Source organism: Ruminococcus sp. 8Y-12, from assembly GCF_058119865.1.
Window position 1 is genome coordinate 2,083,617 of sequence record NZ_CM176623.1, and the last position, 18,903, is coordinate 2,102,519.

An 18,903-nucleotide genomic window follows, 5' to 3' on the forward strand; every position below is an offset into this window, starting at 1 on the left:
GCGTACCTGATGATTTATGAGGAGGACTAACTATGAAAAAAAGAGTACTGGGATTCGTTGCAGTTGCAGCATTAGCAGGAGCATTGGCAGTTGGATGCGGAAGCAAGGAGGCTGAAACAGAGGCAGCGACAACACAAACAACGGAGGCAGCAGCAACAGAAGCTACAGAGGCTCCGACAGAAGCTACAGAAGCACCGACAGAGGCTACAGAGGCACCGACAGAGGCTACAGAAGCTCCAGCAGCAGACACGGAAGCTCCGGCAGCGGACACAGAGGCTCCGGCAGACGCTGCTGAGTAATTTCATTATTGCAGTCAATACAAATTCCCCGGTATTTCCGGGGAATTTTTTTATATCATAGACTAACTATGTCAAGTGTTTTTTTGAAAGTTAGTTAAATATGTTTTTTTGAACCTTGATAATTGCATGACAAATAAAGCACCTATACAGCTGCTTTGAGAAGTATGTTATAAGAAAAAAATTACTTGCTGTATGCAGTATGATGTATTTCCATACTGTATAGAGTTCTGACCAGCTTCTTGGCTACATGAGATACTGCCACATTGTAGTGCTTTCCCTCAGAGAGTTTTTTCTGAAGAAACTCCTTGAACGTATTGTCCCATTTGCCAACATTTTTAGCGGCAGTAAAGAGTGCATACCGCAGGTATTTGGAACCTCGTTTCACCATTTTTGCATGAGTCGAAGTATATTGGCCTGATTGATAAATGGAGGGCTCCATTCCAGCAAAGGCAAGTATTTTTTCGGCCGATGAAAAATTAGAGAAATCACCAACTTCAGCATGGATCATAGCCGCAGTAATGTAGGAAATGCCAGGTATTGTAATGAATGGAGAATCACTTTCCTTGATGATATCCTTGATTCTTACTTCAACAATGCTGATTTGCTCTCGGAGGAGTCTGATACGGGCAATCGTCTGCTGCATTTCAAGCTTGAGTATTCCATCACTGGTTCCAATGGACTGCATTGCGGCATTGCGTATTTCAATAGCTTTCTCCCGGCCATAGTGTCCTTTGGAGTATTTCCGGAGAAGATTTGTAAGATGTGTCAGATTAGCATTTGAAACAGCAGCAGCATCAGGATATGCAGACATAAGCTGATACACAGAATTCACCTGTAATTGGTGAACAATCTTTTCTAACTCAGGAAAGATAATATTCATAAGTCTTGAAAAAGAGACTTTTAAGACAGAACAATCCTGCACCAGATTGAAACGGTATCTGGTTAGTGACTTGAGTTCTTTTCTATGGTATGATACAGGTACGTAGGGCGTAAGCTTCTGCGTCATAAGCATTGATACGATAGAGTGAACATCGGCCTTATCCGTCTTAGTCTTTCTAAAGCTTAGACTTTTTCTGTAAAGACTGGTATGTAACGGATTGATAATGAAAATAGGAAGATTTTTGTTAACGAGAAACTCTGTAATGTTGTTGCTATAATGACCGGTTGCTTCCAGCCCTATTTTCATTTGGGAGAAATTGTCAGAGCAGGATTGGATACGAGAAAAAAGTAATTCAAATCCCTCCAGAGAGTTAGAAAAGGTAAAGTTATCAAATAGAATATCACCATCAGAATTAGAGATAAGGCAGTCATGCTTATCTTTGGAAATATCGATACCAATGCAGATCATAGTAATGCTCCTTTGCAATGTATTGACACTGTATGGAGAACCCACAGAACTGCCTGCTATGTAGCCTCGTGCGAAATAAAACGTCATGCGTTATCTAACTGATTAACATTAAAGCAGACAACCGTGGTTAGAGCCTATGCTCAAACGTCAAAGCGTTAGGAAAGTTCAACTAATCCACAGTGTCTATAAACAGTATACTCATTCAAGAACAGAATGGGGAACTAATAATAATTTAACATACGAGGAAAGTCCTTCGGAATTCCCTATGATATAAAAAGCCCTCCGGGCGGGATCGCACTGCGGCGGAGTGGAAGATGGCTGCCGGGACAGCCCCGCCGCAGGCGGAGAATCCTGCGCGCAGGATTCTTTTTTATAGTAAGATAGGTGCCTTTTCAGAAAAAATAAAACGTGTTATAGTTAGTACATGGCAAACGTGATATCAAACAGAGAAGGAGATATGTATGCGTGTAGGAATGGGATATGATGTTCACAGGCTGACCGAGGGGCGAAAGCTAATTTTGGGAGGCGTTACAGTGCCCTTTGATAAAGGGCTTTTGGGGCACTCGGATGCAGATGTGTTGGTACATGCCATTATGGATGCCCTGTTAGGGGCCGCTGCCCTGGGGGATATTGGAAAGCATTTTCCAGACACGGACCCTGCATATGAGGGGATTTCCAGCATTGCGCTGCTGGAACATGTCCGGGAACTATTGGATGAGCAAAATTTTGTGATTGAGAATATAGATGCCACCGTGATTGCACAGAGACCTAAGCTGCTTCCTTATATGGAAAAGATGGCAGAGAATATAGCAGATGCGCTTAAAATTGCAAGGAATCAGGTCAATATAAAGGCGACAACGGAGGAGGGGCTGGGGTTTACCGGAAATGGTCAGGGGATCAGTGCGCAGGCAATCTGTGCGTTGTTCCCAATCCTGGACTTGGCGGCAGATGACCGGAGTGCGGGAGGATGCGGAGGCTGCTGTGGCTGTGGAAAATAATATATTGCAGGTAAAGAAACTCAAGGGCAGGACAAAGGAGAAATCACGGGAACTGTACCAAGAAATCTTTTCGGAGGACAGTGAGGCGTTTGTGGATTATTACTATAAGTATAAAGCTGCTGAAAATGAAATTTATGGCGTAGTGGATGAACGAGAAACCCTTTTATCCATGCTTCACCTAAATCCATGCCAGATCTGTCTGGGAGGAGTGGCGGTCAGCAGCCAGTATATTGTGGCAGTGGCAACCAGAGAAGACTACAGGCATCAGGGCTTAATGAGCCGTCTGATCCACTGTTCCCTGAGAGATATGTATGAAAAAAAAGAACCTTTTACATTTCTGATGCCTGCTGCTGAGGCAATTTACCGTCCCTTTGACTTTCGATTCATTTACCGGCAATGTCAGTATGAGTTAAAGACCAGTGAATATAAAAGCGGTACAGAACTGAGCTGCCGCCCGGCCACGGAGCAGGATTTAAAAGAGCTGTCAGTCTGGGCACAGAGAAGACTTCAGGAAGACTTCTGCACATATGTGATGCACACGGAGCCCTATTTTAGGCAAATGCTTGCTGAGCAGGCCAGCCAGCAAGGGCAGGTTATGCTGATTACAGAGGCGGACAGGATTTGCGGCTATTTTTTTACTGCCTGTGAGGGAGGCGCTGAGGTCAGGGAGCCTATTATCGAAAAGCGATATCTGAGTCGGCTTCCTGGTATTCTGACAGAGTATTTTGGCGGGGATGAACGTATTCGGGTATTTGGAGGAAGCATAGGAGTTGGAGAGGAAGACGTCAGACAGACTCCCATGATCATGGCAAGAGTGGTTCATTTGGCGGCGTTTGTCAAATGCCTAAGCGCCAAGAGGACAGTGAGCTTTGAGATCGAGATAGAGGATTCCCTTATAAAAGAAAACAGAGGGGTGTTTCGTCTGACCATCGACTGTAAGGGCGGATATCTTGAGCGTCTGACGGACAGAGAAGCGGCCTGGAAGATGACAGCCGGAGAGTTTACGAGCCTGGCTTTTGGAAGCGTGAGTGTGCAGGAGCTTCATGCCCCGGAGGCAGAGGCGCGGCAGTGGGGGCTGGTAAACGGCTTTTCGCCTGTGATGATAAATGAGGTGGTATAAGTTGTTGACAAAACCTGGTTTTTTGCATAGACTTAAAGCCATAGGAAAACAGAGAGGTAGAAAATGATGAGAGTATATAATACATTGACGAAACAGAAAGAGGAATTTGTCCCCCTGGTTCCGGGCAAGGTGAGTATGTACGTGTGCGGTCCCACAGTGTACAATCTGATCCATATTGGAAATGCCCGCCCCATGATTGTGTTTGATACAGTGAGACGTTATATGGAGCACAAGGGGTATGAGGTAAATTATGTTTCAAATTTTACAGATGTGGATGACAAAATCATAGCTAAGGCGATACAGGAGGGAATCCCTGCGGAGGAGGTATCAAAGCGGTACATTGAGGAGTGCAAAAAGGATATGGCTGACATGAATGTGAAGCCTGCCACCACTCACCCTCTGGCAACACAGGAAATCAACGGAATGTTGGATATGATTCATGCACTGATTGAGAAGGGCTTTGCCTATAATGTAAATGGCACTGTCTATTTCCGCACCAGGAAATTTGACGAATATGGCAAGCTGTCACATAAAAACTTAGATGATCTGCGCTCAGGAAACCGTTCCTTGCTGGTGTCCGGGGAGGATCAAAAAGAAGATCCGCTGGATTTTGTGCTGTGGAAACCTAAGAAGGAGGGAGAGCCTTTCTGGACTTCACCGTGGAGTGACGGGCGCCCGGGATGGCATATTGAGTGTTCTGTGATGTCCAAAAAATATCTGGGTGAGGAGATTGATATTCATGCCGGCGGAGAGGACCTGGTATTCCCACACCACGAAAATGAGATTGCCCAGAGCGAGTGCTGCAATGGAAAGCCTTTTGCGAAATATTGGCTGCACAATGCATTTTTAAACATAGACAACAAAAAGATGTCGAAGTCTCTGGGGAATTTTTTCACAGTTCGGGAGATTGGGGAAAAATATGATCTGCAGGTTCTGCGCTTCTTTATGCTCAGCGCTCACTACCGCAGTCCCTTAAACTTCAGCGCAGATTTGATGGAGTCCTCCAAGAACGGCCTGGAGAGAATTGTGAATGCGGTGAACCGTCTGAGAGATTTGGTGCTCTTGGCAAAGGATGATCAGATACGCCCGGAAGAAAAAGAGGCCATGGCACAGGTGAAAGGCTTTGAGGATAAATTTGACGCGGCCATGGATGACGATTTCAACACCGCGGATGCCATATCTGCTGTATTCGAGCTGGTTCGCTTCGCCAATGCGGGTATCACTGCCGATAACACAAAAGAGTATGTTCAGACTGTCTATGATGAGATTGTAAATCTCTGTGACGTACTGGGTCTGATTGTGGAGTCAAAGGAAGAGATCTTGGCTGAGGATATCGAAAAATTAATTGACGAACGGCAGGCTGCCAGAAAATCCAGGGATTTTGCCAGAGCGGATGCGATCCGCGATGAGCTTTTAGCAAAAGGGATTATTCTGGAGGATTCCCGGGAGGGGGTCAAATGGAAAAAAGCGTAGATGCCTTTCAGGAGTATCTAGACGAGACTTTTCAACTGGACAGTCCGGATCTGCGTACGTACTCTCCCCTGACCCTGGCTTACATCGGGGACGGCATTTATGATCTGCTGATCAGGACCCTGGTGGTGAAGCAGGGGAACTGTCCTCCCAACAAACTGCATAAAAAGACCAGCAAGCTGGTAAACGCAGGAGCACAGGCTGCCATGACAGAGCGGATACTGCCTCTGCTTACGAAGGAAGAGGAGTCGGTTTATAAAAGAGGACGAAATGCAAAGTCCTACACAATGGCAAAAAACGCATCTATGTTGGACTACCGGAAAGCCACAGGCTTTGAGGCACTGATGGGCTACCTGTACCTGAAACGGGAACTCAAACGCATGGTGGAGCTTGTGAAATATGGACTCTTGGAGGAAAAGAAACATGAGATATGAAGAATTGACAATAGAGGGCAGAAATGCAGTGCTGGAAGCTTTTCGCTCCGGAAAACCCATTGACAAGCTCTTTGTGCTGGATGGGTGTCAGGATGGGCCGGTGCGCTCCATTGTCCGGGAGGCCAGAAAACACGATACCATCATTACCTTTGTGCCCAAATCCCGGCTGGACCAGATGTCTGAGACGGGAAAGCACCAGGGAGTGATTGCATACGCAGCAGCCTACGAGTATGCACAGGTGGAGGATATCCTAAAGCTTGCCAGAGATAAGGGGGAGCCTCCGTTTATTATTATACTGGACAACATAGAGGATCCTCATAATCTGGGGGCAATTATTCGAACTGCCAATCTGGCCGGGGCTCATGGGGTGGTGATTCCCAAAAGGCGAGCGTCAGGGCTTACCGCCACGGTGGCGAAGGCCTCCGCGGGAGCAATCAACTACACACCGGTAGCCAAGGTGACCAATATCAGTGCGGTCATTGAAGAACTCAAGGAGAAGGGGCTCTGGTTTGTGTGTGCGGATATGGATGGAACGGTCATGTATGATATGGATCTGCGGGGACCCATTGGGCTGGTAATCGGCAATGAGGGTGAGGGAGTCAGCAGACTGGTGAAAGAAAAATGTGATTTTACCGCCTCTATTCCTATGAAAGGGGAGATAGACTCCCTGAATGCATCTGTGGCAGCAGGTGTGCTGGCATATGAGATTGTGCGTCAGAGGCTGAAGGGCTGACGGAGGTTGAATGGAAGACTACAGAGCGTACCCGGACGAGGAGTTGGTGGGCAGTGTATGCCAGGAAAATCCGGAGATTATGGACTATCTGATGGATAAGTATAAAGACCTGGTGAAAAGGAAAGCCAGGCCTCTGTATCTGATGGGCGGAGACCAGGATGACTTGATACAGGAGGGGATGATCGGCCTCTTTAAGGCAGTGAGGGACTATGATAAATCAAAGGGTATGTCCTTCAACAGCTTTGCCCAGTTGTGTATTACCAGGCAGATGTACACAGCTGTGGAGGCGTCCAACCGAAAGAAGCATACTCCGTTAAATTCATACATCTCCCTCTATTCCGGCACCCTGGAGCAGGATGATGGGAAAGTACCGCTGCAGGATGTTTTGCCGGCCTTAAACGGGGCAAATCCGGAAGAAATGGTCATCTGTCAGGAAAATACCCGCCAAATGGAAAAAGAGCTGAATAAACGCCTCAGCGCCTATGAGAGACAGATTCTGGAATACTACCTGTCGGGAAAAGACTACCAGGAGATTGCCGAGCTGCTCGGAAAAGCACCCAAATCTGTGGACAATGCCCTGCAGCGGATTCGAAAGAAGATGTCAAGGTTATAAAACCTGAACTTAAAAGTCAAAAAAGTTTAGAAAAAGATGAAAAAAGGCATTGACAACAGCAAGGTCATATGGTAAAATTTCTAATCGTAGCGGTTATTTATATCGCAGGCTGATGTGGCACAGGTGGTAGCGCACCTCATTGGTAGTGAGGAGGTCACGGGTCCGAGTCCCGTCATCAGCTTAACAAATCCCTAGCTTATGCTAGGGATTGTTTTTTGTATAAAATATTTATTCCCGCGAGCATTGAGCCAAGCAGCCGTGCTTGCAAGGCTGCTTGGCGATTGCCGCGGGGATATTTACTAAAGACTATTTGCCCTGTCCTGAACATTCTTTTTAAAATTAATCACCTGATGGTTATATTCCTCATTCATGAGAGAAGAGGTAATCAAAAAATCTGCGGTTGCCCGATTGTTTGCTATGGGAATATCGTATACCTGAGCGATCCGCAGCAGAGCTTTTACATCCGGATCATGGGGCTGCGCTTCCAAAGGATCGGAAAAGAAGATGATAAAATCAATCTTTCCCTCCACCACCTTGGCGCCTATCTGTTGGTCGCCTCCCAGAGGGCCGCTGTTGTAGCCGCGCACAGGAAGAGAAGTGCGGTCTGTAATCATACGGGCAGTAGTACCGGTTCCGCATAAAAAGTGATTTTTCAATATTTCCTTATGGTCATCGCACCATTGTATCATTTCCTGTTTTTTTCCATCGTGCGCGATCAATGCGATATTTTTCTGCTTTCCGATTGTGAAAGTAATATAGTCATTATTCATATCAAATCCTCCATTCCTTTTGTTACTTCCATCTTATGACAGGACGAAAATCCAAGCAAGTAAAATTTTTGTAAAGTGCCTTAAGCGGAAACCATTTGTAAGTAGTATTCTAAAAATTCTTTTTCAACAGCACAGAACGGCTTGGCTTCAAAGACAGGGTGGCTGGCCAGGAAAGGCGGCGAATCCTGCATCACCTCATCCATATAATACAGAAATTCATAGTAGAACAGAGAGGAATCCACTGATTTTACCTGCTCTGCCATCTGTTCCGTGAGTTCGCAGCTTAAAAATTTTTGTTAGATAATGTTTTGAAGGGTCTTTTCCGCATCTAAGTAGCTTGTCAGATACTGTTTACCAGGCTAGTAATATCGACCAGATATGCCTCACTGGCATCGTGCAGAAGGCAGGCAAGAGAGACAGATTTGGGATAATCCTGGGCAATTGCTTCCTGGCAACAGTGGATACTGTGCTGTGCAACGGAGTAAAATACCGGAAAATGGCCGCCAGCTCTGGTCATCAGGGATAGAGCATGTGCAATATCTTCTATACAGATTTTTTCGGGCTGGGGTTTTAAGGGGTTTATGTGTAATTTTGTATATGTGGTAATGGTATCACTCATAGCTGCCTTTCCTTTACAACAGTGTCCGCTCTGCGGACAGATCTGTTTGTTTAGAGATATCCTCAGTTGAAATGAAAAAGTTTAATGTAAATATTGTAGCACGTTTGTACAAACGCTGCAAACAGCTTTTTATACCTTGTATATTCTATGAGAGATTGGGGAAAATATCTTGGAGGTGATTAATATGTCTCATATTTCAGAGGAAGTACGGCCCAAATTCGAAACGTTGTCAATTGATCTTAAAAATTTGATACTTGAGAGAAACGTAAACATTAACACAATTTACGATTTGATACACGTTCTGGAAGAAATTGTGGCCGAAGATGAAGCACAGAAAGGAGTATAGCCATGAAAGATGATTATAGTGCATGCCATAGGGGAGGGAAATCCTCCTACGATGATGGGAACATTCCGGAGATTGATCTTCCTGGAGCCGCAGATGCCACCAGAGATATTCCCCAGGAATTCAACAGCAGCCGTCCTGAATTAAAAGAGGATGACCGCCCCCGCAAAGACGGTCCCGGCGGGGAATAAAATTATTTAAAATCTATTCATTATTTTTTCACAATGTTTCCACATTGCTTTCATAATTGTACCATATACTAATAATTGTAAAAGCCAATAAGACTTTTAAAACAAAATTTTTTCTTTTTCATAACTTTGCCAGTATCCGGCGGGATACTGGCTCTCCTTTTGTAATCGGGGCTTGACTAATTAAAAATTTTTGGTATAATAATCTCATGCAGATATAGTTCATCGGTAGAACGCTAGCTTCCCAAGCTGGAGAGACGGGTTCGATTCCCGCTATCTGCTTATAAAAGGCTGAGAACCATTTTGATGAGAGGTTCTCAGCTTTTTTGTTGCCGTTTTGATAAAAAATATTGTTGAAACATAAAGCCACCAGCTTTTCAGCAGACTCAATTTATTCTGAGGGAACAGGTGAGAATAAATAAAATATAAAGTGTGGTTGGTACGTTCTCATGACCTAGCCGTTTGGAGAACGGAAGGGGAGAAAATCCGGGATCTTTTAGCAGAGAGGCATGCGAGTGCCCATAAAGCATAATAAAGACGAATCGGAAAAGCCCCGTAAAATGATATGCTCCCCTTATAGTAGACAAATGAAACAATTAAAGTCTATTGTAAGGGGAACATTTTCATGTCTAGAAAAAAGTATGATGATTCATTCAAAAGGCAAGTGATCCAGGAGCATGAAGCAGGTAATATTTCCTGCTATGCCCTTGGGCAGAAATATGGCGTAGATGCTAAATGCGTGAGGAGTTGGTGCAGACTATATAAGCAGTATGGCGAGACTTTTCTGATCGAAAATCACGCCAATATCAACTATACAGCAGAATTTAAAAAGCAGGTAGTTAAGAGTTATCTCTGTGGTGGGAAAACTTATCAGTCAGTCGCATCAGACTTTAATATTTTGGCACCTACTACTGTCAGACAATGGGTAATGATGTATAATAACCATGAAGAGTTGAAAAATTCCAGACCGGAGGGATTAATTGATATGGTTAAAAATAATACCCGTAAAACTGATTTACAAGAACGTATTAACATTGTTGCGTACTGCATTGAGAACGACAACAATTATGCGCTGGCAGCAAAAGAATTCCATGTGTCTTATGGACAAGTTTATTCCTGGGTACAGAAATATCGAAAATCTGGCACAGACGGCCTTATTGACCGAAGAGGCAAAAGTAAACATGATGAAGCATTATCTGAGAATGAAAGAATTCAGATAGAAAACCGTATGTTAAAAGCCGAAAACAAGCGTCAGCAAATGGAGATTGATTTCTTAAAAAAACTCGAAGAAATAGAGAGGAGGCGATTCTAGAAAGGACAAAGCACCTTGCAGTATATCAGGCAATTAAGGAACTGTTGGAAGAAGAAAAGGGCTACTTTGTTGTCTCATTATGCAAACTTGGGGAAGTAAGCAGATCCGCTTATTATAAATGGTTAAACCGCAAAGACAGCCAAAACGATAAACTCAACAAGATAATTGCAGAAAAAGTGGAAGCCATACATGCAGAACACCCTGATATGGGGTATAGGAGGCTGCGCGATACCTTGGAACACGATGAAAGCATTACTGTTAATGATAAAAGAGTGCTCCGCATCTGCCGCAATAGGAATATACAGTCTATTATCAAAGGAAAACATAACTGCTGCACTAAACCAGCTTCTGACCCGGCATATGTGGCTGAAAATATATTAAATCGAGAATTTAAGGCAACGCGCCCAAACGAAAAGTGGGTCACAGATGTGTCCGTATTCAAATATGGTGTGGGGTTGGAAAATGCCGGAAAAATATATTTGAGTACAATCATAGACTTATGTGACAAACGCCCAGTTTCTTATGTAATAAGTGATCATAACGACACCCCTCTTGTATTTAATACTTTTGACGCTGCAATAGCGGCCAATCCCAATGCACATCCATTGTTTCACTCTGATCGGGGATATCAGGTGCGACAAGAAGTCGCTTAATATATTGCCGAAAGGCTGCCCTATCCATTCGGGGTAACTCTATCGTGACTAGCGTGGATGGTAACGTCTGGGTTAGAAAGCTCACGAGACAATGAGGGAGTTCTGGTAGCCTAAACTGGAACAACTGCTAGAGTAAGAATGCTATGGAGAACGTAAAGTGAATCACTGTAGGAATCGTTACGCTGGAGAAAGCGAAAAGGCTGAAACGCTTTGACCAAAAAGGTATGGAGTCGTGCAAAGGTCTACTGGCTAGCCAATGCGGATGGAACATGTGCTCCCGGTTTAAAGGTGGCTCCTAAGGCATTCACAATTATATATCAGGCGGAACTTGGTAAACCCTATATGTTCCCCCTATGGGGGTATCTAACCGCAAGGGGCGAAATGACATAGAGGGCAGAAGAAAGAGATAAAAAGCGAACGCTGATTTTGTAATGAAAACAGACAGAGGTTCAAACTTTGCCTTAACCTGAAAGGGTGCTGACTTATCTCACGGTAGTTTTTGGCAGGAAGGATTGTATATCTATGAATTCCAGTAATTCAACGACGGGCAAGACCGAGAAACTGAAAGACACAAAAGCACTCACATTACAATGGGACTCCATGGATTGGTGCAAAATTGAAAATGATGTTAATAGACTACAATCAAGAATTGCTAAGGCAACAATAGAAGGCAAAAGAAATAAAGCCAGAAGATTACAGTATTTATTAACCCATTCGTTCTCAGCAAAGGCATATGCAGTAAGGAAAGTTACAACAAATCAAGGAAAGAAAACATCAGGTGTAGACAAAAAACTATGGTCAACGAATGCATCAAAAATGAAAGCGGCACTACAACTCTCCAACAGCGTCTATCGTGCCAAACCGCTCCGAAGAGTCTATATCAAAAAGAAAAACGGTAAGAAAAGACCACTTGGAATACCGACCATGTATGACCGGGCAATGCAAACACTGCATGCCCTTGCACTGGAACCAATCGCAGAGACCACTGCCGATACGGTTTCCTTTGGTTTCCGTAAAGGAAGGAGCGCAAAAGACGCTTGTGAACAAATATTTAATGTTCTTGCAAGGAAATGCTCTCCGAAATGGATTCTAGAAGGTGATATCAAGGGGTGTTTTGACAACATTAACCACGAGTGGCTGATGGCAAACATTCCGATGGATAAACGAATCATGCGGCAGTTCCTCAAATCTGGTTTTATTTATCAAGGAAGTCTGTTTCCAACGGAAACCGGCTCACCCCAGGGAGGTGCCATATCAAGCATCTATGCAAACATGACATTGGACGGTCTGGAAAAACTAATACAAGACCAATATCACAGGAATTCCAGAGGAAATATAGAAAATCACTATCGTGCAAAAACGAAAGTAAATCTGGTACGTTATGCAGATGATTTTATTATCACCGCTGACTCAAAAGAGATTGCAGAAGAATTAAAATATCTCGTGAGTGACTTCTTACAATCACGAGGCCTACAACTATCAGCGGAAAAGACTGCAATCACTTACATCGGCAACGGATTTGATTTCCTCGGCTGGAATTTTCGAAAGTTTAAAGGAAAACTTATTGTAAAGCCTTCGAAAGACTCTGTAAAACGAGTGGTAAGGAAACTATCTGAAATTATATTAAGTGAAAGCAAGGCAAGCACCCAAGCGGATTTGATCCGCCGTTTAAATCTTGTAATACGAGGATGGAGTAATTACCATAAGCACACGGTTGCGAGCAAAACGTTTTCAAATGTGAATAATTCATTATACCTACTGCTACAAAGATGGGCAAAGCACCGCCACCCAAGCAAAAACAGTTGGTGGAGACTTAATAAATACTGGCATAGATGTGGAGACAAACCTTGGCTATTCTCTACCACTGAAAATGCGTTAATAAATCTAAGGACAATTCATATCGCCCGACATCCGAATCTTCAACTTGCAAAAAATCCCTTCTTAGACCAAGGATATTTTAAAGACCGAAGAACAAGGATTCAACGTATTAATGCCGCCTGAAAGGGTGAAAAACTGCTTGAGCCGTATGAGCGGGAAACTCTCATGTACGGTTCTTAGACGAGGGGAAGGGAGTAATCCCTTTTCTTTAGTCGATTATACCAGCAACGACTTTCGGCAGCGAATCATCAAGGCTGGAATGACGCAAAGTATGTCACGTGTGGCACGATGTATAGACAATGGCCCAATGGAAGGATTTTGTGGCCTGATGAAGAGAGAAATGTATTATACGAGAAAATATCAAACCAAGAACGAGCTGGTGAAAGCAATACATAGCTACATGGATTACTATACAAATGGGCGTGTCCAGAGGAAACTGGGCGTAAAAACACCAATGGAATACCATGAGCAAATGTTGCTGGTAGCATAAAAATACCGCCCACAGATGTGGGCGGCAAAGCCGAAAACCTTTTAATATTTCAAATGTCCACTTGACGGGTAGCACACCAAAATCAAGGGTTTGAGCGATTTGTCTTTATTCTTTTTCCATTAATGTTAGCCTGAAAACAGCTTATATAGGAGGGCAGAAAATTATCTTGTCATATTAGTGACAAAAACGAACTTGATCAAGAAAACGTATGACATTGTAGGCGCAGTGCTATCCAAAGCAATAGGATTTAAGCAGAACTTGATGTTTATTTAGGGCTTTAACTTATCCTTGTCTCTGTATGTCCACTGATGGCTTCTATTGATACAAAATTGCCCTTGAACTTCTTCTCATAATATACTATACTACTAAAGTGTGATTGATTAAAATGTAAAGAGAGGATGATATGCGAATGGATGGCGAAATATTCACTGTGGCTCAAACAGCAGAGTACCTACAGTTGTCAATCAAAACAATTCGACGGCTCATTTCCAATAATAAAATTCGTGCTTCTAAATTAAGCAATCGTTCTTGGCGAATAAGAAAGATCGATATTGATGCTTACATGCAAGAAAATTCAAATCTTCCAAACGAAAGATAATGATTGAGCGCAATCAATTGAGAAATAATGGAAGGAGGTTTCTAGATGTACGATTTTGAGATAGCGTTTTATCTTTATAAAATATCGCGAATATTAGAAATATTTAAAGAAAACAAATATAAAGCAAAGGCATATTTCAGGGCTGCTATGGCAGTTGATTCATATAGCACATTTATTACCGAAATTTATAAAACTGATAGTTTGAATAATATTGAGGGCATTGGTAATAGCAGCGGTCGAATAATTAAAGAGGTTATCGAAACCGGAAAATGCACAGAGTTGGAAAAACTGGAATTGGAATACAACATAAAAGATTATTCTCTTATTCTCTCTCATGGGTTAAGTACAAAAATAATAAGAAAGCTCTTTAATAATAGCATAAAAACTGTTGTGCAATTACATGATAGCTTTGGTTTAAATATAGAAACCATAGGTTTTGGAAAATCAGAAAAAGAGAAAATATACCAGTTTTTAAAAAAATCTAAAGAAAATAGCGGATATTATATGTACTCTTACGCTTATTGTTTGCAAAACGAACTTCTTGAATTGCTGAATAAAGACAAAGCGGCTAAAATTGCCGCTGCTAAAGTGAGTGAATGGAAAGAGAAAGTTAATTGTATTTGTATAGTTTGTAAAGTAGATTGTTTCAATTTCGTGAAAGAACAACTTTTAAATTCCAACAGATACAATAACATTTCATTCATCAACAATGAAGAGATTAAGGGTGTAACGGCTTTTGGCATTCCGGTTGTAATAAGTTTTAATGATTCCATTATTGTAGATTCAGATACAAAGCCAATTTTACGTGGCGATTTGCATATGCATACAAAGTGGAGCGATGGCAAACACAGTATAGAAGAAATGGCAGATTATGCAACTAGGCTCGGACGAAATTATATTGGGATTTCAGACCACACATATACATTGAAAGTTGCGCGCGGGATATCCGAGGTTGATGCTTTACAACAAATCGAAGAGATTCACGCACTAAAGCTAAAGGGAATTAAGGTGCTTTCAAGTATTGAAGTTGAAGTATTGAAAGATGGTACACTGGATTTTTCGGATGCAACACTTGCAAAATTTGATTATGTAATTGCTGGCATACACACCTATCTGCAGCAAAACCAAAGTGAAATGCAAGCAAGAATAGAAAAGGCCGTAAGCAATCCGTACGTCAATATTTTGGCTCACCCAACAGGAAAATTGCTGGGTAGGCCGGGTGTGATGTTTTCAGACAGAGAACCTTATTCTTTGCCATTTGAAACCATTCTTCAAATTTGTGTAAAAAACAATGTTGTTTTAGAATTAAACTGTTTTCCTGAACGCTTTGATCTTGGTGTTGAACATTTTGATGAAATAATAAAAAGCGGGGCATTTATATCTGTAGGAACGGATTCGCATTCTGCGGCTCATTTGAACTGTTTGGAATATGCCGAGATAATGCTGGCTAAATATCCCAAATTAAAAAATAAAGTCATTAATACATTTTCATATAATAAACTGATAAAATTTTTTTCTGAGCAACGACAGACTTTCACATCAGAAACCGAACTGTTTCAGCATGTTTCTGAACGTCGCGATTTTAACTATTATTTTGGCAATCATGCAGGAATAATTACTGGCAGTGAGGTTGTCATTGGAATTGACTTAACCGGTAACGAAACAAAGCCAAGCGGATGGGCCGTTTTAAATGGGTGTTGCGCAATTACAAAGCAGATTTGTAGCGACGAAGAACTAATTCAGGAAAGCTTAAAATACAATCCCAAGGTGGTTTCAATTGATTCGCCACTCTCATACCCTGAAGGCAGGGATTGCACAGATCCAGACTGTGAATGCCACAAATATGGTATTACACGTTATTGTGAGAGATTGCTTTCGAGTTTTGGGATAGGTGTATACCCTTGCTTAATTCCATCAATGGAAAAACTAACAAACCGAGGAATTACAATTGCTAAGAAATTCCGAGATTTGGGTGTTGAAGTAATTGAAAGTTATCCTGGGGTAGCTCAGGATATACTAAGTATTCGCCGTAAACAAAATGGTTTGGAACATCTAAAAAATAGCTATAAGAATTTTGGTATCACGGGTGATTATCTCACTGAACAAAAAATATCACACGATGAATTAGATGCTATTTCTTCGGCGCTGGTAGGACTATTCTATTTGAATGATCAATATGTGGCATTAGGAAACGATAAAGAAAATTTTCTCATTGTTCCGAGTGTCGCTTCCATTCCCAAAACTCGGGTTGTTATTGGATTAACTGGGGAGATTGCTACTGGTAAAACTACATTAGCAGAATATCTTTGCTTTAAACATGGGTTTAAATCGTTAAAATATAGCCAGGTGATACGGAGACTGTATTCATGTGATGATAGTAGATTGACACTTCAAAATTTAGGAAGTGACATAGCTAGAAGCGCGGAGAAGCAAAGGCAGTTATCTTTGGAAATAATAAAAGAGATAGAAGCTCATCCCAATACAAATTACGTCGTTGATGGACTAAGGCACAAAATCGATTATGATACGCTTTCAGAACATTTTGGAGAGCGGTTTACCTTACTTCAAATTCAATCAACGTTTACTAATAAGTTCCATAGATATAATAAGAGAAGCTTTGAACCAATTAACAAAGAACAGTTTCAGACTATTCTGTATAATGAAGCCGAACAGGATATTTTGTCGCTAGCCATGCTTTGCTACACCTATAACAACATTATCACTAACAATAAAACATTCAAGGACTTTTTTGAATCTGTTGAATTAAAGCTTAAGGAGATATTATGCCAGTAACTATTATTTTTGGAGGTCAATTTGGTTCTGAAGGAAAAGGGAAAGTTGCGCACTATTTTACAAAAAAAGAGAAAGCAGACTACTGCATAAGGGTAGGTGGCACTAACTCCGGGCATACTGTTTATCGAAACGGAGAAAAAATAATTTTTAGAATTTTACCAACTGGAGTTATTGAAAGTCATGTGATGGCAGTTTTACCCGCGGGTTCTTATATTAACCTAAACATTTTGAAAGAAGAAATGAAAATTGCCGGATTGTCTGATGATAGATTGCTTATTGATGAAAATGCTGTGATTATTTCTGATTACTTTATTGCGGCAGAGAAGCAGTCTAATCTGCGTCAAAGCATCGGTTCTACTGAAAGCGGAACTGGTGCTGCTGTCATTGCAAGGATTGAACGCAACAAAAATATAAAACTATTAGCTAGAGATTTTCCTGAGTTGAAAACGTGTGATACTAAGAAAATCCTGCGTGATGCTTGCAATGCTGGCAAAAAGATTATTGCTGAAGGAACACAGGGATTCGGACTGTCGTTGCTTCATGCAAAAGAATATCCATATGTGACGAGTCGTGACACTTCTGCTGCTGCTATTCTTTCCGAATGCGGTCTAAGCCCGTTTGATGTCGAAAATATAGTAATGGTGATAAGAGCTTTCCCAATAAGGGTTTCTGGAGACTCAGGAGAGTTGCCGAATGAAATTAATTGGGATATCCTGCGCGACGAGTTAGGAACAATAAACAATATGACTGAGTATACTTCGTGTACAAATCGTGTCAGGAGGGTAGCCCGTTTTGATGCTAATGTTGTAATACGAAGTATTATTTGCAATAAACCGAATATTATTGTTTTAAATCATGTGGACTATTTAGATGACTCTTGCAGAAATGGACTTATTTCTGAAAAAGTCAAACTATTCATTGATAAAGTTAGCGCAGAAGTAAGTGTGAAAGTAAATTATGCCGGAATTAACGAGGTTGATCTTGTTTTACTGGAGGATAAATAATATGACTTTTACTGAGGCCGACAAGAATACTCTCCTGAATATCTGCGGTAGTGTTGAAGGATATTCTGAAAAAAAAGATGCCAACTTTCCTATACAAAATCTTATTGATATTTTGAATACAACAAATAACAGCTATTTAAAAGATAAAACTGTTGAAGAAAAATATAATGATTTTAGAGATAAAGATCCTTATCCAAAGATAAGTAGCTCATTGTTAAATTCAGAAGACATTATTAAATATATCCTAACAACTGGTATGATTTTTCCATTTGAGCCGAGGAACATAAAGGGGGCTACATATACTTGCACTTTTTCAGGAACATATCTGAGGCGAAACGATGAAAAAAAAGAACTAGAGTCATACAGTATTTTAAATGATGATGAGTTAATAATTAAGCCTAATTCTATAACATATTTAGAAATTTCAACTGACTTTAGAATTCCATCGTATATGGTATTAAGATTTAATCTTCAAGTTTCAAATGTTTATAAAGGTTTGTTGCTTGGTACAGGTCCAATTGTCGACCCTGATTTCGTTGGAAAAATAAATATACCTCTTCACAATTTTACAACAAATGAGTATGTAATAAAAAAGGGGGCAGAACTTATCAGCATAGAGTTTACTAAACTTAGTATTAATGGAACTTGGAAGCTTCCGACATCATCGAATCTGTACCGAACTGTCAACGCTTTTGATTACACATCGCTACCTACGAATATTCAGAAAAATATTCCTCCTAATAGAAGTCTGTTTGATTATCTTAAGAAGGCTCTGCAAGGAAACGATAAATTTTATAAAAATCAAAAAGAAGAAATTCGTGTCAGCAGTTCTATGCATGAAACAAGAGAAGATGTTCAAAAACTAAAAGATGATTTCGCCAAAAATGAAAAAAATGTTAACAAAACACTTGATGAAGCCAAAAAGAGAGATAGATTTCTTACTCAGCTATCCGTTATAAGCATTATTGCTTTGCTACTAACAACTATTTCATTAGGATGGACTTCTTATAATTACTTTATCAATAACAACAAACTCTCGTCTGCGACACAACAAATTGAAAATATTAACATAGAAGTATTGCGACTTAAAATTGATAAGAATGAATTGCAGATAAAATTACTTACAGCAGACTATAATTCTTATGCGGATAAATCTGTGACAGAAGCAGTTGATACTGCTGAGCAGATAACCAAACTAAATAAAGAAATATTGGAGTTGCAAAAGCAATTGCCTTAGTGG

Annotated in this window: 20 protein-coding genes and 2 tRNA genes; 18 read left to right on the forward strand and 4 right to left on the reverse strand. The window is 41.3% G+C overall.

The window, feature by feature from the left end:
- Positions 1 to 32: 32 nt before the first annotated feature.
- A complete protein-coding gene (locus tag AC0THY_RS07600; RefSeq protein WP_489993827.1) occupies positions 33 to 299 on the forward strand; it encodes a hypothetical protein in 267 nt (88 codons plus the stop codon).
- Between the two features lie 181 nt (positions 300 to 480).
- On the opposite strand, the gene AC0THY_RS07605 is transcribed toward AC0THY_RS07600, so the two are convergent.
- Positions 481 to 1,647 (reverse strand): IS110 family RNA-guided transposase, encoded by a 1,167-nt coding sequence (locus AC0THY_RS07605; protein WP_489992258.1) that lies wholly within the window; start codon positions 1,645 to 1,647, stop codon positions 481 to 483.
- Positions 1,648 to 2,108: 461 nt separating this feature from the next.
- Here AC0THY_RS07605 and ispF point away from each other — a divergent pair, with 461 nt between their 5' ends.
- The 7 genes from ispF (at position 2,109) to AC0THY_RS07640 (ending at position 7,196) form a co-directional block, all read left to right on the forward strand.
- Positions 2,109 to 2,645: a 2-C-methyl-D-erythritol 2,4-cyclodiphosphate synthase gene (gene ispF, locus AC0THY_RS07610; protein ID WP_489993828.1), complete on the forward strand. Its 537-nt coding sequence runs from the start codon at positions 2,109 to 2,111 to the stop codon at positions 2,643 to 2,645.
- A complete protein-coding gene (locus AC0THY_RS07615; RefSeq protein ID WP_489993829.1) occupies positions 2,596 to 3,765 on the forward strand; it encodes a GNAT family N-acetyltransferase in 1,170 nt (389 codons plus the stop codon). The genes ispF and AC0THY_RS07615 overlap by 50 nt, the downstream gene beginning before the upstream one ends.
- Before the next feature lie 66 nt (positions 3,766 to 3,831).
- Positions 3,832 to 5,238, forward strand: a complete 1,407-nt coding sequence (cysS, locus tag AC0THY_RS07620; protein WP_489994158.1) for a cysteine--tRNA ligase — start codon at positions 3,832 to 3,834, stop codon at positions 5,236 to 5,238.
- Complete coding sequence (locus AC0THY_RS07625; protein WP_489993830.1) at positions 5,223 to 5,669, forward strand: Mini-ribonuclease 3; 447 nt, start codon at positions 5,223 to 5,225, stop codon at positions 5,667 to 5,669. The genes cysS and AC0THY_RS07625 overlap by 16 nt, the downstream gene beginning before the upstream one ends.
- Complete coding sequence (rlmB, locus tag AC0THY_RS07630) at positions 5,659 to 6,402, forward strand: 23S rRNA (guanosine(2251)-2'-O)-methyltransferase RlmB (RefSeq protein WP_489993831.1); 744 nt, start codon at positions 5,659 to 5,661, stop codon at positions 6,400 to 6,402. The genes AC0THY_RS07625 and rlmB overlap by 11 nt, the downstream gene beginning before the upstream one ends.
- Positions 6,403 to 6,412: 10 nt before the next feature.
- A complete protein-coding gene (gene sigH / locus AC0THY_RS07635) occupies positions 6,413 to 7,015 on the forward strand; it encodes an RNA polymerase sporulation sigma factor SigH (RefSeq protein WP_489993832.1) in 603 nt (200 codons plus the stop codon).
- A 108-nt stretch (positions 7,016 to 7,123) separates the two neighbouring features.
- Positions 7,124 to 7,196 (forward strand) — tRNA-Thr (locus AC0THY_RS07640).
- A gap of 118 nt (positions 7,197 to 7,314) precedes the next feature.
- Here the strand turns inward: AC0THY_RS07640 and AC0THY_RS07645 are convergent.
- The 3 genes from AC0THY_RS07645 to AC0THY_RS07655 all read right to left on the reverse strand — a co-directional run bounded on the left by AC0THY_RS07645 (position 7,315) and on the right by AC0THY_RS07655 (position 8,404).
- Positions 7,315 to 7,785 (reverse strand): methylglyoxal synthase, encoded by a 471-nt coding sequence (locus AC0THY_RS07645; protein WP_489993833.1) that lies wholly within the window; start codon positions 7,783 to 7,785, stop codon positions 7,315 to 7,317.
- An 80-nt stretch (positions 7,786 to 7,865) separates the two neighbouring features.
- Positions 7,866 to 8,048, reverse strand: a complete 183-nt coding sequence (locus tag AC0THY_RS07650) for a hypothetical protein (RefSeq protein ID WP_489993834.1) — start codon at positions 8,046 to 8,048, stop codon at positions 7,866 to 7,868.
- 77 nt (positions 8,049 to 8,125) lie between these two features.
- Positions 8,126 to 8,404 carry a hypothetical protein gene (locus tag AC0THY_RS07655; protein ID WP_489993835.1) on the reverse strand — a complete coding sequence of 93 codons (279 nt, stop codon included), beginning with the start codon at positions 8,402 to 8,404 and terminating at the stop codon, positions 8,126 to 8,128.
- A 348-nt stretch (positions 8,405 to 8,752) separates the two neighbouring features.
- On the opposite strand from AC0THY_RS07655, the gene AC0THY_RS07660 reads away from it, so the two are divergent.
- From AC0THY_RS07660 to AC0THY_RS07705, 10 genes are all read left to right on the forward strand, one after another.
- Complete coding sequence (locus AC0THY_RS07660; RefSeq protein ID WP_489993836.1) at positions 8,753 to 8,938, forward strand: hypothetical protein; 186 nt, start codon at positions 8,753 to 8,755, stop codon at positions 8,936 to 8,938.
- 208 nt (positions 8,939 to 9,146) lie between these two features.
- Positions 9,147 to 9,217: transfer RNA gene (locus AC0THY_RS07665), tRNA-Gly, on the forward strand.
- A gap of 343 nt (positions 9,218 to 9,560) precedes the next feature.
- Positions 9,561 to 10,247 carry a transposase gene (locus tag AC0THY_RS07670; protein ID WP_489993837.1) on the forward strand — a complete coding sequence of 229 codons (687 nt, stop codon included), beginning with the start codon at positions 9,561 to 9,563 and terminating at the stop codon, positions 10,245 to 10,247.
- Positions 10,248 to 10,279: 32 nt separating this feature from the next.
- Positions 10,280 to 10,900 carry an IS3 family transposase gene (locus AC0THY_RS07675; protein WP_489994159.1) on the forward strand — a complete coding sequence of 207 codons (621 nt, stop codon included), beginning with the start codon at positions 10,280 to 10,282 and terminating at the stop codon, positions 10,898 to 10,900.
- Between the two features lie 522 nt (positions 10,901 to 11,422).
- Positions 11,423 to 12,901 carry a group II intron reverse transcriptase/maturase gene (ltrA, locus tag AC0THY_RS07680; protein ID WP_489993838.1) on the forward strand — a complete coding sequence of 493 codons (1,479 nt, stop codon included), beginning with the start codon at positions 11,423 to 11,425 and terminating at the stop codon, positions 12,899 to 12,901.
- Positions 12,902 to 13,037: 136 nt separating this feature from the next.
- Positions 13,038 to 13,268: an IS3 family transposase gene (locus tag AC0THY_RS07685; protein ID WP_489993839.1), complete on the forward strand. Its 231-nt coding sequence runs from the start codon at positions 13,038 to 13,040 to the stop codon at positions 13,266 to 13,268.
- A gap of 409 nt (positions 13,269 to 13,677) precedes the next feature.
- On the forward strand, positions 13,678 to 13,866 hold the full coding sequence (locus tag AC0THY_RS07690; protein ID WP_489993840.1) for a helix-turn-helix domain-containing protein: 189 nt from the start codon (positions 13,678 to 13,680) through the stop codon (positions 13,864 to 13,866).
- Positions 13,867 to 13,911: 45 nt separating this feature from the next.
- Positions 13,912 to 16,659, forward strand: a complete 2,748-nt coding sequence (locus AC0THY_RS07695; protein ID WP_489993841.1) for a PHP domain-containing protein — start codon at positions 13,912 to 13,914, stop codon at positions 16,657 to 16,659.
- Positions 16,650 to 17,663 carry an adenylosuccinate synthetase gene (locus AC0THY_RS07700; protein WP_489993842.1) on the forward strand — a complete coding sequence of 338 codons (1,014 nt, stop codon included), beginning with the start codon at positions 16,650 to 16,652 and terminating at the stop codon, positions 17,661 to 17,663. Before AC0THY_RS07695 ends, AC0THY_RS07700 begins: the two co-directional genes overlap by 10 nt.
- A 1-nt stretch (position 17,664) precedes the next feature.
- The gene (locus AC0THY_RS07705) at positions 17,665 to 18,900 is read left to right on the forward strand and encodes a hypothetical protein (RefSeq protein ID WP_489993843.1); all 1,236 of its coding nucleotides are present in this window, start codon (positions 17,665 to 17,667) and stop codon (positions 18,898 to 18,900) included.
- The last annotated feature ends 3 nt before the right edge of the window (positions 18,901 to 18,903 follow it).

Coding starts and splice junctions, on each gene's coding strand:
- AC0THY_RS07600 (WP_489993827.1), top strand. CDS start 33: ATGAAAAAAAGAGTACTGGGATTCGTTGCAGTTGCAGCATTAGCAGGA.
- AC0THY_RS07605 (WP_489992258.1), bottom strand. CDS start 1,647: ATGATCTGCATTGGTATCGATATTTCCAAAGATAAGCATGACTGCCTT.
- ispF (WP_489993828.1), top strand. CDS start 2,109: ATGCGTGTAGGAATGGGATATGATGTTCACAGGCTGACCGAGGGGCGA.
- AC0THY_RS07615 (WP_489993829.1), top strand. CDS start 2,596: ATGACCGGAGTGCGGGAGGATGCGGAGGCTGCTGTGGCTGTGGAAAAT.
- cysS (WP_489994158.1), top strand. CDS start 3,832: ATGAGAGTATATAATACATTGACGAAACAGAAAGAGGAATTTGTCCCC.
- AC0THY_RS07625 (WP_489993830.1), top strand. CDS start 5,223: ATGGAAAAAAGCGTAGATGCCTTTCAGGAGTATCTAGACGAGACTTTT.
- rlmB (WP_489993831.1), top strand. CDS start 5,659: ATGAGATATGAAGAATTGACAATAGAGGGCAGAAATGCAGTGCTGGAA.
- sigH (WP_489993832.1), top strand. CDS start 6,413: ATGGAAGACTACAGAGCGTACCCGGACGAGGAGTTGGTGGGCAGTGTA.
- AC0THY_RS07645 (WP_489993833.1), bottom strand. CDS start 7,785: ATGAATAATGACTATATTACTTTCACAATCGGAAAGCAGAAAAATATC.
- AC0THY_RS07650 (WP_489993834.1), bottom strand. CDS start 8,048: ATGGCAGAGCAGGTAAAATCAGTGGATTCCTCTCTGTTCTACTATGAA.
- AC0THY_RS07655 (WP_489993835.1), bottom strand. CDS start 8,404: ATGAGTGATACCATTACCACATATACAAAATTACACATAAACCCCTTA.
- AC0THY_RS07660 (WP_489993836.1), top strand. CDS start 8,753: ATGAAAGATGATTATAGTGCATGCCATAGGGGAGGGAAATCCTCCTAC.
- AC0THY_RS07670 (WP_489993837.1), top strand. CDS start 9,561: ATGTCTAGAAAAAAGTATGATGATTCATTCAAAAGGCAAGTGATCCAG.
- ltrA (WP_489993838.1), top strand. CDS start 11,423: ATGAATTCCAGTAATTCAACGACGGGCAAGACCGAGAAACTGAAAGAC.
- AC0THY_RS07685 (WP_489993839.1), top strand. CDS start 13,038: ATGACGCAAAGTATGTCACGTGTGGCACGATGTATAGACAATGGCCCA.
- AC0THY_RS07690 (WP_489993840.1), top strand. CDS start 13,678: ATGGATGGCGAAATATTCACTGTGGCTCAAACAGCAGAGTACCTACAG.
- AC0THY_RS07695 (WP_489993841.1), top strand. CDS start 13,912: ATGTACGATTTTGAGATAGCGTTTTATCTTTATAAAATATCGCGAATA.
- AC0THY_RS07700 (WP_489993842.1), top strand. CDS start 16,650: ATGCCAGTAACTATTATTTTTGGAGGTCAATTTGGTTCTGAAGGAAAA.
- AC0THY_RS07705 (WP_489993843.1), top strand. CDS start 17,665: ATGACTTTTACTGAGGCCGACAAGAATACTCTCCTGAATATCTGCGGT.